Annotated in this window: 10 protein-coding genes; 6 read left to right on the forward strand and 4 right to left on the reverse strand. The window is 74.6% G+C overall.

Features of this window, described 5'->3' with window-relative positions; genetic code table 11:
- Both ABD52_RS32740 and paaI read left to right on the forward strand, forming a co-directional pair.
- On the forward strand, positions 1-751 hold a 751-nt coding region (locus ABD52_RS32740; RefSeq protein ID WP_047894279.1), incomplete at its 5' end, for an AMP-binding protein.
- Position 752: 1 nt separating this feature from the next.
- Positions 753-1,160 (forward strand): hydroxyphenylacetyl-CoA thioesterase PaaI, encoded by a 408-nt coding sequence (gene paaI / locus ABD52_RS32745; RefSeq protein WP_013286666.1) that lies wholly within the window; start codon positions 753-755, stop codon positions 1,158-1,160.
- Positions 1,161-1,247: 87 nt separating this feature from the next.
- Here paaI and ABD52_RS32750 read toward each other — a convergent pair whose 3' ends face one another.
- Entirely contained in the window at positions 1,248-3,383 is a 2,136-nt protein-coding gene (locus tag ABD52_RS32750) for an adenylate/guanylate cyclase domain-containing protein (protein WP_047894280.1), read from the reverse strand.
- 189 nt (positions 3,384-3,572) lie between these two features.
- Here ABD52_RS32750 and ABD52_RS32755 point away from each other — a divergent pair, with 189 nt between their 5' ends.
- From ABD52_RS32755 to ABD52_RS32770, 4 genes are all read left to right on the forward strand, one after another.
- Positions 3,573-6,512 carry a helix-turn-helix transcriptional regulator gene (locus ABD52_RS32755; RefSeq protein WP_047894281.1) on the forward strand — a complete coding sequence of 980 codons (2,940 nt, stop codon included), beginning with the start codon at positions 3,573-3,575 and terminating at the stop codon, positions 6,510-6,512.
- A 115-nt stretch (positions 6,513-6,627) separates the two neighbouring features.
- A complete protein-coding gene (locus ABD52_RS32760; protein WP_013476553.1) occupies positions 6,628-7,398 on the forward strand; it encodes a DUF5995 family protein in 771 nt (256 codons plus the stop codon).
- A 96-nt stretch (positions 7,399-7,494) separates the two neighbouring features.
- Complete coding sequence (locus ABD52_RS32765) at positions 7,495-7,932, forward strand: hypothetical protein (RefSeq protein WP_047894282.1); 438 nt, start codon at positions 7,495-7,497, stop codon at positions 7,930-7,932.
- 63 nt (positions 7,933-7,995) lie between these two features.
- Positions 7,996-10,092, forward strand: a complete 2,097-nt coding sequence (locus ABD52_RS32770; protein ID WP_036310118.1) for a hypothetical protein — start codon at positions 7,996-7,998, stop codon at positions 10,090-10,092.
- Between the two features lie 56 nt (positions 10,093-10,148).
- Here the strand turns inward: ABD52_RS32770 and ABD52_RS32775 are convergent, their stop codons facing one another.
- From ABD52_RS32775 to ABD52_RS32785, 3 genes are all read right to left on the reverse strand, one after another.
- Entirely contained in the window at positions 10,149-11,108 is a 960-nt protein-coding gene (locus ABD52_RS32775) for a TIGR03557 family F420-dependent LLM class oxidoreductase (protein WP_047894283.1), read from the reverse strand.
- Positions 11,109-11,289: 181 nt separating this feature from the next.
- A complete protein-coding gene (locus tag ABD52_RS32780) occupies positions 11,290-11,496 on the reverse strand; it encodes a hypothetical protein (protein ID WP_013286658.1) in 207 nt (68 codons plus the stop codon).
- Between the two features lie 108 nt (positions 11,497-11,604).
- Complete coding sequence (locus ABD52_RS32785) at positions 11,605-12,807, reverse strand: low temperature requirement protein A (RefSeq protein WP_047894284.1); 1,203 nt, start codon at positions 12,805-12,807, stop codon at positions 11,605-11,607.
- Positions 12,808-13,002: the final 195 nt, after the last annotated feature.

A 13,002-nucleotide genomic window follows, 5' to 3' on the forward strand; every position in this document is an offset into this window, starting at 1 on the left:
GGTGACCCCCAGCTACATGCTCGCCATCGTGGACGAGATGGAACGCCAGGGCGTCGACCCGCGCGCCACCTCGCTGCGGGTCGGTGTCTTCGGCGCCGAGCCGTGGACCGAGGACATGCGCCGCGAGCTGGAGCAGCGCCTGGACATGCACGCGCTCGACATCTACGGCCTGTCCGAGGTGATGGGCCCGGGTGTGGCGGTCGAGTGCGTGGAGACCAAGGACGGCCTGCACCTGTGGGAGGACCACTTCTATCCGGAGATCATCGACCCGGTCACCGGGGAGGTGCTGCCCGACGGGGAGCGGGGTGAGCTGGTGCTGACCTCGCTGACCAAGGAGGCCATGCCGGTGGTCCGCTACCGCACCCGCGACCTGACCCGGCTGCTGCCCGGCACCGCCCGTCCGATGCGGCGGATCGAGAAGATCACCGGGCGTACCGACGACATGATGATCGTCCGGGGGGTGAACGTCTTCCCGACCCAGATCGAGGAGCTGATCCTGCGTACCCCGGCCCTGTCGCCGCACTTCCAGTGCGTGCTCGACCGGCGGGGCCGGCTCGACACGCTCACCGTGCACGTGGAGCGGCGCGCGGGCGCCGCCGCCGACGAGGCCGAGCGGGCCGGCGCGACGCTGGTCGAGCAGGTCAAGAACACCATCGGGGTGTCAGTGGCGGTACGGGTCATCGAGCCGGACGGGGTGGAACGCTCGATGGGCAAGATGCGCCGCATCGTCGACCAGCGGCGGGAGTCCTGAGATGAGCGGTGACGGCGGCCGCACGGCGGCGCACGACATGTTCGACGCCGACGTGGCGTCCAAAGGGCTCGGCATCGAACTCGTCTCGGCCGGTGACGGCGCGGCGGTCGCTCGGATGCGGGTCACCCCGTCGATGCTCAACGGGCACGCGATCGGGCACGGCGGCTTCGTGTTCCTGCTCGCCGACACCGCGTTCGCGCTGGCGTGCAACAGCCACGGCCCGGCCACGGTGGCGGCCGGCGGCGAGATCAGCTTCCTGCGCCCGGTACGCGAGGGCGACCTGCTGGAGGCGTACGCCACCGAACGGGTCCGGCACGGCCGCAGCGGGATCTACGACGTGAGCGTGCGACGCGGGGACGAGGTGGTGGCCGAGTTCCGGGGCCGCAGCCGCACCATCGCCCGCGACTGATCGCCGGCCCGCCGGCCCGCGCCCGCACACCTGCGTGCCGGGTGACGTCCGGGCCGGAGTGGCCCCGTGCCCGCTCCGACCCGGACGTCATGCGGCCAGCCCGAGCGCCTGCCCGCCGGACCCGGTTCTTCGCCGGTTCCGGCCCACCCGCCCGGGCGGACCGGTCCGCCGCTCCTGCCGTGCCGGGACCACTGGTGACGGATCGGTCCGCTGCCCGGGCCACGCCGTGACCGCGGACGCCGGGCCGTTCCGCCACCGGGACCACTCCGCGGCATCCGCGACGGTCCCCGTCGCGCCGCCCGTCGCCGGTCCGGCGCGCACCGGCTGCCCCGGCCGTGCGGGCACCGCCCGGAACGCGCCGGACCGGCCCGGCTGCCCGGGCACCGGACACAGCGCGTCGGACCCGTCCGGCCGGTCCGGCGGGACGGGCGCCGGTCGGGCCCCTCCACCCGACCGGCGCGACCGTCCCGCCCCGAGCGGGCAGACCTCCCGCTCGCCGGCGCCCCGGGACGGGACGCCGGTTCCCGCTGCCGGCACACGGCCGGCAGCGGTGTCCTTCGCGGCGCGCAGGCGGCGGGCGAAGTCCGCGCGTACCGCACGGGACAGCCGCATCGCGGCCACCCGCGCCACCAGCGCGTCAACAGCCCAGCCGTCCGCCGTGACCTGGCGGAGCAGCCCAGCGGCGGCCAGGGCCCGCAGCACCGGCCCGGCCCGGCCGGCGGGCCAGCCGAGCATCGCCTCCACCGAGGCGGCCACGACCGGGCCACTCCGGGCGGCGCCGGCCAGCAGCACCGCCCGGTGCGTACCGTCGAGCCGGTCCAGCCGGGCGTCCACCAGGCGGCGCGCGGCGGCCGGTACGCCACCCGGCTCGCCGGCCGGGTCCGCGGACGCGTACGCGGTCGCGACCGCCGGACTGCCGCCGACCAGCGCGACCAGCCGCGCGGCGAGCGCGGCCGGCCGCCCGGCCCGGTCGAGCAGGTGCCGCAGCAGGCGCCCGGTGTCCAGCGGGCCCAGCGGCTCCACCGGGATCCGCCGCGCCGGGGTGGGCAGCGGGTCGGCCGAGCCGGAGCCGCACGTGGTGACCACCGCCAGCGGGAGTCCCCGCTCACCCGCGGCCACGTGGAGCTGGTGCAGGAACCGGCGCAGCGCCGGGGCGGCCCGGTCCAGGTCGTCCACCGCCACCACCACCGGCGCGTCGGCGGCCAGGCCGAGCAGCGCCTCGCGGCAGGCGACCACGGCGCGGGCCGCCACCGTGTCGTCGTCCGGCGCGGCGAGGAACGCCGCGAGCACGCCGCTGCCCGGGCCGTCCGCGACCGGGCCGTCCGCGACCGAGCCGTCCGGCCGGGGACGGACCAGGTCGGCCAGCGGCGCCAGCTCCCCGCACGGATACGGCGGGCAGGCCGTCACCCGCCGGCGCACCGGCACACCGTCCACGTGCGACACGGCGCGGGTCACCTCGTGCAGCAGCCGGCTGCGGCCGCTGCCCGGCGGCCCGACCAGCGAGATCCACCGGGGACGGCGCTCGCGCAGTGCCCGGGTCACCTCGTCGGCCGCGCCGGCCAGCTCCCGGCGGCGGCCCACCAGCGGGACGCGGTGCCGGGCCGGTCTGCTCCCGGCCGCCCCGGTCACCCGCCACACATCCAGCGGCAGGGCCTTGCCGGCCAGCGTCAGGGTGGCGAGTGGACGCTGTTCGACCAGCCCCGCCACCGCGGTGCGGGTGACCGGGCAGACCACGACCCCGCCGGGCGGCGCGTGCTCCTGGAGGCGGGCCGCCGTGGTGATCACCGCGCCGCTGGCCGCGCCGTGGCCGCCGTCGTGGACCCCGGCCAGGTCCAGCAGCACCTCGCCGGTCGCCACGCCGACCCGCACGCGCAGCCGGATGCCGGCCGGTCGCCGCCGCTCCAGCGCGGCCTGGATGTCCAGCCCGGCCCGCACCGCCCGGTACGCGTCGAGACCGTCCGAACCGGACGTGCCGAACAGCGCCATCACCGCGTCGCCGACGTACTTCTCCACCACGCCCCGCCAGCGGCGCAGCACCGAGGCGACGGTGCCGAAGTAGGCGCGCTGCAACGCGCGTACGTCCTCCGGGTCGAGCCGCTCGACCAGACGGGTCGAGCCGACGATGTCGACGAAGAGGACGGTGACGGTACGCCGTTCCTCGGGCACCGGCCGGCACGCCGCGATGACGGCTTCCCGACTCCCTGCGGGCGTGGTGATCAACATCGCACCCACCCTTTCCCGATCGTGGTGCCCGACGACCTCAGCAGACTTTCACCACCGGGTTGTCGGGGGATCTGTAGGACGACGTATGTCGGGCACCCGCAACCATTAGTCGTGTAGTCGACGCGAGAGGTACGAGTCCGGCCCCGAGGCCGTAGAACGGTGCGGGGACCTGTGACTAGGCTGCGTTCCATGGCCAGCGACGTGGACACGGCACCGCTCGTCGGCCGTACCGGGACCATGGCGACGCTGCGGTCGGCGCTCTTCGACGACCTACGGCCCGGGCAGACCGGCGCGGTGTTCCTCACCGGAGAGAGCGGGGTGGGCAAGACCCGCCTGCTGACCGAGGTCGGAGAGCAACTGCGGCAGACCGGCGCCCTGGTGCTCACCGGCACCTGCCTCGACATCGGAGACGCCTCGCCGCTGCACCCGGTACGGCAGGCGCTGCGCCGGCTCGACGCCGAGCAGGCGCAGGCGCGCACCACGTCGGCGATCCGCGGGGTGTTGCAGGTCTTCGACGAGGAGACCCCCGGCCCGGACGGCGCCGGCGCGCTGCTGGAACGCGTCGCCCAGGGCCTGCACGTGGTGGCCGGCGGACGGCCGCTGGTGCTCGTCCTCGACGATCTGCAGTGGGTCGACCGCAGCACCCGGCAGCTCCTGCTCTACCTGCTGGCCGGCCTCGGCGACCTCCAGCTCTCCGTGCTGGCCGCGATCCGGGCCGAGTCGCTGCGCGGCGCGCACCCGCTGCGCCGGGTGCTCACCGAGCTGCGCCGGCTGCGCTCGGTGCGGGTGATCGACCTGCTGCCGCTGGACCGGTCCGCCACCGACGAACTGGCCGCAGCCGTGGTCGGCGCGCCGCTGCCGCCCGAGGCCGCCGACCAGCTCTGGCAGCGCAGCGGCGGCAACCCGTTCGTGGTGGAGGAACTGGCCCGCGACCGGCGCGACGGCCGCGACGGCCTCTCCGACACGCTGCGCGAGGTGTTCCTCGACCGGGTCGACGCGCTGCCCCAGCCGGCGCACGCGGTCGTGCACGCGGTGGCGGTCGGCGTCGAGCCGGTCGAGCACTGGCTGCTGGCCCAGGTGGTGCGGCTGCCCGAGGAGGAACTGCTCGACGCCGTCCGCGAGGCGGTCGCACACCGCCTGCTGGTCGGCGCCGACGACGGCTACCGGCTGCGGCACCGGCTGGTCGCCGAGGTCCTGGCCCACGAGCTGCTGCCAGCCGAGCGGGCCGCGCTGCACCGCCGCTACGCCGAGGCGCTCACCGCCGTACCGGCCGAGCTGCACCAGGCCCGGCTGGCCCACCACTGGCGGCACGCGGGCGAGCCGGCCCGGGCGCTGCCCGCCGCGATGGCCGCCGCCCGCGAGGCGGAACGACTGCACGGGTACGCCGAGGCGCACCGCCACTGGTCCGCCGCGCTGACCCTGGCCACCGAGCCGGCCTCCGTCCCGCCCGACGGGGCACGGCCCGAGCCGGTCGAGGTGGACCGGGCCGAGCTGCTCAGCCACGCCGCCGAGGCCGCGCACCACAGCGGGGAGCACGCCCGCGCCCTGACGCTGCTGGAGGAGCTGGCCGACGACCCGTCCGGCCCGCCGGTCTGCGCGCTGCGCATCCGCCGGGCCCGCTACCTGGCCGCAGCCGGCCGGTCGGCACCCGCCGAGCAGGAGTACCGGCGGGTGCTGGACTCGCCCGACTGCACGCCGCAGGAGCGGTGCACGGCCGCCGCCCGGCTGGCCGAGCTGTTGCTGCACCTAGGCCGCTACGCCGAGGCCGGCGACCAGGCCCGGGAGGCCCTCGCGCTCGCCGCCGACGTTCCCGGCACCACCTCCGAGGTGGTGATGGCCAGCGCCGCGCTCGGGTTCAGCGAGGCGTTCCTGGAGGATCCGGCTGCCGGGCTGGCGGTGATGCGCCAGGCGCTGGAGACCGCCGAGCGGTCCGGCCGTCCGGAGGACGTGGCCTGCGCGTACCTGCACCTGGCCGAGCTGCTCACCGGGCCGCTGAACATCCTCGAGGAGGGGGTGGTGGTGGCCCGGCGGGGCGCCGACCGGGTCGCCGAGCTGGGGCTCGGCCGCACCTGGGAGACCCGGCTGCTGGCGGTGGCGACGAACGGGCTGTTCCGGGTGGGGCAGTGGGCCGAGGCGGAGAAGGTCGTCGCGGCCGCGCTGCGGCACCGCCCGTCCGGGGCCGACGCGGTCGAGCTGCTGCTGGCGCGGTGCCGGCTCTCCGTCGGGTACGGCGACGTCGAGGCGTCCGACCGCGACCTGGAGGCGGTGGCGACGGTGCTGGCCGGCGGCGGCGCCCGGCACGTGCTGCCGATGCTCATCCTGCGGGCCGGCCTGGCCATGTGGCAGGGCCGGCACGACCTGGCCCGGCAGGCGGTGCAGCGGGGCCTGACCGAGAGCCGCTCCGACGACGTGATCGTGCTGGCCACACTGGCCTGGCACGGGCTGCGCGCGGAGGCCGAGGCGGCGGCCAGCCGCACGATCGAGGTGGACCCGAACGCGGTGCGCCGGCTGCGCGAGGTGGTCGACCGGGTGACCGGCAAGAGCGCGAAGGCGGGCGCACCGGTGCGGTACGTCGCCGAGGGCTTCCTGGCGCTCTGCGACGCCGAGCTGAGCCGGCTCGACGACGGCCGCGGCGACCCGGCGCTGTGGGAGCGTTCCGCGCTCGAGTGGGACCGGCGCAACCACCCCTACCCGGCCGCGTACTCCCGGTTGCGGCAGGCCGAGGCGCTGCTGGCCCGCCGCAGCCGGGTGGCCACCGCCGGCAAGCTGCTGCACCGGGCGTACGCGATGGCCCAGTCGCTCGGCGCGGTGCCGCTGACCGCGGAGATCCGTACCATCGCCTCGCGGGCCCGGGTGGCACTGGACGCCGCGCCGGACCCCGCTCCGGTGCCCCGGCAGCGGGCGGCGGCGCCCGCCGGGCCGGCGGTGGACGAGCTGGCGACGCTCACCGCGCGGGAGCGTGAGGTGCTCGCCGCCGTCGCCGAGGGACTGACCAACCGGGAGATCGGGCAGCGGCTGTTCATCAGCGAGCGGACCATCGGCGTCCACGTCTCGCACATCTTCGACAAGCTCCAGGTACGCACGCGGGTGCAGGCCAGCGCCATCTTCCTGCGCAACGGCGCGGAGTAGGCGTACGTCGGCAATACGTCGTTCGACGGATCCGCGGTGTGGACGGCGGCTGGCAGGCTGTGCCGCGGAACAGGGGTGGTGGCGTCGTGGGGGCGCCGGCCGTTGTGGAGGAGAGATGACCGAACCGGTCTGGGGTCCTGTGCACCAGGACATCGTCGGGCTGCTCGCCGACCACCCCGCCGACGTGCCGGCGGTCGTGGACCATCTGACCAAGTTGCAGGATCTGCTGGTCCGGCTGCCGCCGCTGGAGGAGAGCTGCCCGCTCGCCGACTTCAACAAGCTCTACCTGGTCATCACCAGCACCGTGCTCGACGGCCTGTACGACGACCGGTTCTGCGACCCGGCGTTCCTGGCTCGGCTCGATGTGGAGTTCGCGGCCCGCTACTTCGAGGCGCTGCGGTTCTGGAGCGACTCCAGCCCGAGTACCCCGAAGGCGTGGTCGTGTCTGTTCAAGCGGATGCGCGGCCCGGACGCCCGGCCGTTGCCGTCGGCCGCCGCCGGCGTCAACGCGCACATCAACTACGACCTGCCGTTCGCGCTGGTGACCACGTTCGACAGCCTGGAGTCCGAGCCGATCGACGGCAGCGACCAGCACCGCGACTACCTGGAGATCAACAAGATCTTCGCCGAGCGGATCCCGGAGCTGCGCCGCGGCTACCTGGACAACTGGCAACTCATGATCGACATGGTCAACGGCGACATCGACGACTGGTACCAGGGCGAACTGGTGGAATACACCCGGAACGTGGCCTGGCGCAACGCGCAGAAGATCTGGCGCTGCCGGCACGACCCGGACGCCCGCGAGTGTGAGCGGATGCGGCTGGACGACAACGCCGCGCTGCTCGGCCGGCTGCTGCTGTCGCCCCTCGGGGCGTTCCTGCAGTAGCCGGGACTGGGGGTTCCCGCGTCCCGCCGTCCGGGCGCGGGACGCGGGAACGCCGCCCGCGGGTGTCGAGGCCGCCGCACCGGGTACGTCGCCGCCGTGCCGCCAGACGAACCGGCCGGCCCCGGGGCGCTCCCGCCGGGCCCGGTCCGCCGCTTCCCGTTCCGTTTCGACCCGGCGTTCCGGCTGCCGCTGGCGCTGCTCGGGGTACGGCCCGCCACGGCCTGGCTCGACTGGGGCCCGGACGCGCTCGTCGTCCGGTTCGGGCCGTGGCTGCTGCGCACCACGCCGGGCAACGTGACCGGGGCCGAGCTGAGCGGGCCGTACCGCTGGTGGCGGGCGATCGGCCCGCACCTGTCGGCGGCCGACGGCGGGGTGACCTTCGGCGCCAGCGTGGCCGGCGGGCTCTGCCTGCGCTTCGCCGCGCCGGTGCCGGCGCTGGCCCCCGGCCCCTGGCTGAGGCACCCGGCGGTCACCGTCACAGTGGCCGACCCGGCGGCCGTGCGCGACGCGCTGGCCCGCGGACCGGATCTTTGACCGGTTCGGCCGGGCCGCACCCGGGACAACCCCTACCGTCTTCATAGGGACGAAGGGGAGCAGATGGGGCAGGCGGGGGAGCCGGAACAGCCCAGGCGTACGCGGGAGCGGCGCCGGGAGGCGCACGCGGCCGCGGCGGCCCGGGCCGGTCGGCACGGCGACCACGCCGAGCGGGCCGGCCGTGCCGTGCCGGAGCTGCCGGAACGGGTGGCGGCCCCGACGCGGCCGGCGGCACCGGCGGGCCGGCTGCACCGGTGGTTGTTCGCGCACCGGGTCGAGCCGGTCGGACCGGAAATCCGCGAGCATCAGACCCGGTCCCACCCGTGGTGGCAGGTGATGTGCCTGACCGGCGTCGACTACTTCTCCACGCTGTCCTACCTGCCCGGCATCGCCGCCGTGGCGGCCGGCGCGCTCAGCCCGCTGGCCACGTTGCTGATCGTGGCGCTGACGCTGCTCGGGATGCTGCCGATGTACCGCCGGGTGGCCCGGGAGAGCCCGCACGGGCAGGGCTCGGTGGCCATGCTGGAGCGGCTGCTGCCGTTCTGGCGCGGCAAGGTCTTCGTACTGGTGCTGCTGGGCTTCGTCGCCACCTCGTGGATCATCACGATCACGCTCTCCGCCGCCGACGCCAGCGTGCACCTGCTGGAGAACCCGGTCCTGCCTGCGTCGTTCCGGCACGGCGGCACGGCGGCGGTGCTGGTCACCGTGGCGCTGCTGCTCGTGCTCGGAGGCGTGTTCCTGCTCGGGTTCAGCGAGGCCGTGCAGGTCGCCATCCCGCTGGTGGCGGCGTTCCTGGCGTTGAACGCGGTGGTGGTGGTCGTCGGCGTGGCCGAGGTCGTCGCCGACCCGGGCCTGCTCGGCGACTGGACCGGACGGCTGGCCGGCACCGGCGGGCCCGGCGACGTCCTGGCCACGAGCGTCCTCGCGTTCCCGCTGCTGGTGCTCGGCCTGTCCGGGTTCGAGACCGGGGTGAGCATGATGCCGCTGGTGCGCGGCGAGGGCGAGGACGCGCAGCGGCGGCTGGACGCCCGGATCCGCAACACCCGCCGGCTGCTCACCGCCGCCGCGCTGATCATGTCGGTCTACCTGATCGCCACCACCTTCGTGACCACCGTGCTGATCCCGCCCGAGGCGTTCGAGCCCGGCGGGCCGGCGAACGGCCGGGCGCTGGCGTTCCTCGCCCACGAGCACCTCGGCGAGGCGTTCGGCACCGTCTACGACATCAGCAGCGTGCTCATCCTCTGGTTCGCCGGCGCGTCGGCGATGGCCGGGCTGATCAACATCGTGCCCCGCTACCTGCCGTCGTACGGCATGGCGCCGGAGTGGGGGCGGGCGGTGCGTCCGGTGGTGCTGGTCTACACCGCGATCAGCATCGCCATCACGATCGCCTTCTCCGCCGACGTGAACGCCCAGGCCGGCGCGTACGCCACGGGCATCCTCGCGATGATGGTCTCCGGCGCGATAGCGGTGACCATCGCGGCGCTGCGCGCCCGCAGCCGTGCCGCCGCGGCCGGGTTCGCGCTGCTCACCGCCGTGCTGCTGTACGCGCTGGTGGAGAACGTGGTGGCCAAGCCCGACGGCATCACCATCTCCGGGTTCTTCATCGCCGGGATCGTCGCGGTGTCGCTGATCTCCCGGGTCACCCGGACCACCGAGCTGCGCGCCGAGCGGATCGAGTTCGACGAGCCGGCCCGCCGCTTCGTCGACGAGTCGGTGGCCCGGGACGGGCGGCTGCACCTGATCGCCAACAAGCGGCAGAGCGGGTCGGTGAAGGAGTACCGGGTCAAGGAACGGGCGCAACGGTCGATGAACCCGGTGCCGGGCGCCGCCGACGTGCTGTTCCTGGAGATCGACGTGAGCGACCCGTCCCAGTTCAGCCAGGTGCTGCGGGTGCACGGGGTGGAGTCCGGCGGCTACCGGATCCTGCGTACCAGCAGCCCGGCCGCGCCGAACGCGATAGCCGCGATCCTGCTGGCGCTGCGCGACGCCACGGGGGTACGCCCGCACTGCCACTTCGAGTGGTCCGAGGGGAACCCGATCGCGCATCTGCTGCGCTACCTCATCCTCGGCCGGGGCGACACCCCGCCGGTGGTACGGGAGATCATCCGCAAGTCCGAGCCGGACCCGACCCGCCGCCCCGGCATCCACGTCGGCGGCTGAGGCGCGCGGGCCGGCTGAGGCGCGCGGCCGGCCGAGCGCGGGGGGAGCGCGGAGCGCTAGCCGAGCGCGCGGACGCGGGCGAGCAGGTCGCGGGCGCAGAAGTCCAGGAAGCCGTCCGGGTCCGGCCCGGCGTTCTGGAGCACGATGTGGTCGAAGCCGGCCTCGACGTACGTGCGCGCCTTCTCCACGTGCGGAGCGGCGTCCGGGCCGACGGAGAACTGCTGCCGGATGTGGTGGTCCTCGACCCAGGCGGTGGCGGCGTCGAAGTTCACCGGGTTGGGCAGCTCGCTCATCACCTTCCAGCCGGTGATCGCCCAGCGGCTGGTCTCCCGGGCCGCACGGACCGCCGACTCCTCGTCGGTGGCCCAGGCCATCGGCACCTCGGCGTAGCGCGGGCCCTGGCCGCCGGCGTTGCGGTACTGGTCGACGATCGACGACTTCGGCTCGGTGGCGAACAGGCCGGTGCCCAGCTCGGCCGCGAGACCGGCCGACTCCCGGCCGCTCGCGGCCACGGCGATCACCGGCGGCTGCTCGGGCAGGTCCCAGATCCGGGCGTCCTCCAGTTGGAGATGCCGGCCGCCGTACGAGCGGTAGCCACCCTGCCAGAGCAGCCGGATGATCTCCAGCGCCTCGCGCAGCCGCTCGTGCCGCCCCCGGACACTGGGGAAGCCCTGCCCGACGACGTGTTCGTTGAGCCGCTCGCCGGCGCCCACCCCGAGCGTGAACCGCCCGTCGGAGATCAGCGCCATGGTGGCGGCGGCCTGCGCGACGATCGCCGGGTGGTAGCGGACCGACGGGCAGGTGACGCCGGTGGCGAGGGCGATGCGGGTGGTGCGGGCGGCGATCGCGCCGAGCGCGCTCCAGGTGAAGCAGGAGTGCCCCTGCACCTCCAGCCAGGGGTGGTAGTGGTCGCTCATCTCGACGAAGTCGAAACCGGCCTCCTCGGCCCGGACCGCCTGCCGGATGAGTTCCTGGGGCCCGAACGCCTCCGAGGCGAGCTTGTAGCCGATCCGCATGCCCGGTTCTCCGTTCCGTCGTCGGCGAACCGCTGCCGTTCCCACCGGTTCCGGCGGCAAACCAGGCGAAACCCAGCCTCCTAGGACGCCGTAAGGGTGGTGACGGTCCGCGCCGCGGGCACGGAACGGCCCGCGCTCGCCGGGCGGGCGCGGGCCGGAAGGGGAGTACGGGGGTGGCCGCCTACTTCGACGGCTCGGGGAGCTTGCAGTCCACCTTCGGGTTGGCGCCGATGTAGTTCAGCGGGCCGGCCACGATCGTGACCAGGATCGTGCCCGCCTCCGCACAGTTGGTTTCGTCGTTGCCGTAGTAGCCGCGCTGACCGGCGGCGATGGCGCCGATGATGAGCCAGATGACGACCAGGACGCCGACTATCGAGGTGCCGCGCATCAGTTGCCTCCACTGGGGTCGTGGTGGATTCGAGGTGGAGGCCTTGTACCCCGTGCGGGTGATCCGCCAAACGGCGCACAGGTACCGGCACGGCCGATTCCGATTACCTCAGTGCGGTGGCATCGGCTCCTCCGGCGGGCGGCCCCGGCTGCGGCGGTAGTCGGCGCAAGCGACCCCGGCCAGCACCAGCATCGCCCCGGCGGAGGCGTAGACCGGCGCGAGGAACAACCCGGCCGGGGCGATCGTGAGCAGTGCCAGTATCCCGCCGGGCCGGGACGCAGACACCCGGCTGAACACCTCGTACTCGAAGGCGCCCCGGCCGATCAGGAACAGCGCCGGCCCGCCGAGGATCACCGCCAGCCAGGCCGGCGGCGTGTGGCCGGTCGGCTCCAGCAGGACCAGGTCGAAGCCCGCCGCGGTGGTCACCACCCCGGCCACCATCAGCAGATGGGTGTACGGCGCGGTGTTGAGGAACCGGCTCGGCTGAGCCGCCCGGGCGATGGCGTCCGGCAGCAGCTCACCGGACTTGTGCACGTAGATGTGCCAGAGCAGCAGCGTGGTGGCGAACGCGGTGGCGAACGCGGCCAGGTTCTCCACCTCGGAGTGGTGCAGGCTGAACACGGTGCCGGCGACCAGCACGGCGTCGCCGAGCGCGATGATGAAGAACTGCTGGTACCGCTCGGACAGGTGCTCGGCGGTCACGTTGCGCTGGGACTCCGGCACCGCGCCCAGACCCGGCACCGGGTACGCCAGACGGAACCCCAGGTAGTCGATGGCGAGGGCGCCGGCCCAGAACCACAACCGGGCGGTGCCGTGCGCGGCCAGCGCGCCGACCAGCCAGGGCACCGCCGACACGGCGAACCAGGCGAAGATGCGCAGGGCCCGGCGGTTGCTCTGCGGGTGCCGCCGTACGGCGGGCATGAGGAACAGGCCGCGTCCGAGATGGATCGCCACGTACGTGCCGGCGAACACCAGCCCTCGGGTGCCGAACGCCTCCGGGATGGCGATGGTCATCAGCAGCGCGCCGAACATCACCGCCACGATCAGCAGCTTGATCTCGGTGCGCTGCGGGTCGTAGATGTCAGTGACCAGCGTGGTGATCGCCCAGGTCCACCAGATCGCCATCAGCATGACCAGGGACTCGGCGGCCCGTTCCCAGGACACGGAGCTGATCAGGTTGCGCGAGATCAACGCGAGCGCGACCACGTAGACCAGGTCGAAGAAGAGTTCGAGCAGCGTGACCCGGCGCGGCGCCTCCGGATCGCGGACCGGCGGTCGCCGGCCGGCGGGCTCCGGCGCTGCGGTGGGCACGAGATGCTCCTGCGGGTGGCGGTACGCGCGGCGGGCCGTCCCGGCCCTTCACCGACCTTAGTCATGCCCGCCCGCACGCGGTCACTTTTCCGGCATACCGGCCCGGGCGGGGGTGACGGGGTGGCGATGTCACCACGTCGGGTGCTGGTGCTGGTGGAACGGCCGCCAGTTCGGGGTTGTGGCGGTAACCGACCG

Origin of the sequence: Micromonospora sp. RV43, from assembly GCF_001029515.1 — a bacterium.
Lineage (GTDB): Bacteria > Actinomycetota > Actinomycetes > Mycobacteriales > Micromonosporaceae > Micromonospora > Micromonospora aurantiaca.

Excerpts from the sequence above, each read along its gene's own strand:
- ABD52_RS32775 (WP_047894283.1), bottom strand. The coding sequence starts at position 11,108 with ATGCGGATCGGCTACAAGCTCGCCTCGGAGGCGTTCGGGCCCCAGGAA.
- ABD52_RS32755 (WP_047894281.1), top strand. The coding sequence starts at position 3,573 with ATGGCCAGCGACGTGGACACGGCACCGCTCGTCGGCCGTACCGGGACC.
- ABD52_RS32780 (WP_013286658.1), bottom strand. The coding sequence starts at position 11,496 with ATGCGCGGCACCTCGATAGTCGGCGTCCTGGTCGTCATCTGGCTCATC.
- ABD52_RS32760 (WP_013476553.1), top strand. The coding sequence starts at position 6,628 with ATGACCGAACCGGTCTGGGGTCCTGTGCACCAGGACATCGTCGGGCTG.
- paaI (WP_013286666.1), top strand. The coding sequence starts at position 753 with ATGAGCGGTGACGGCGGCCGCACGGCGGCGCACGACATGTTCGACGCC.
- ABD52_RS32750 (WP_047894280.1), bottom strand. The coding sequence starts at position 3,383 with ATGTTGATCACCACGCCCGCAGGGAGTCGGGAAGCCGTCATCGCGGCG.
- ABD52_RS32770 (WP_036310118.1), top strand. The coding sequence starts at position 7,996 with ATGGGGCAGGCGGGGGAGCCGGAACAGCCCAGGCGTACGCGGGAGCGG.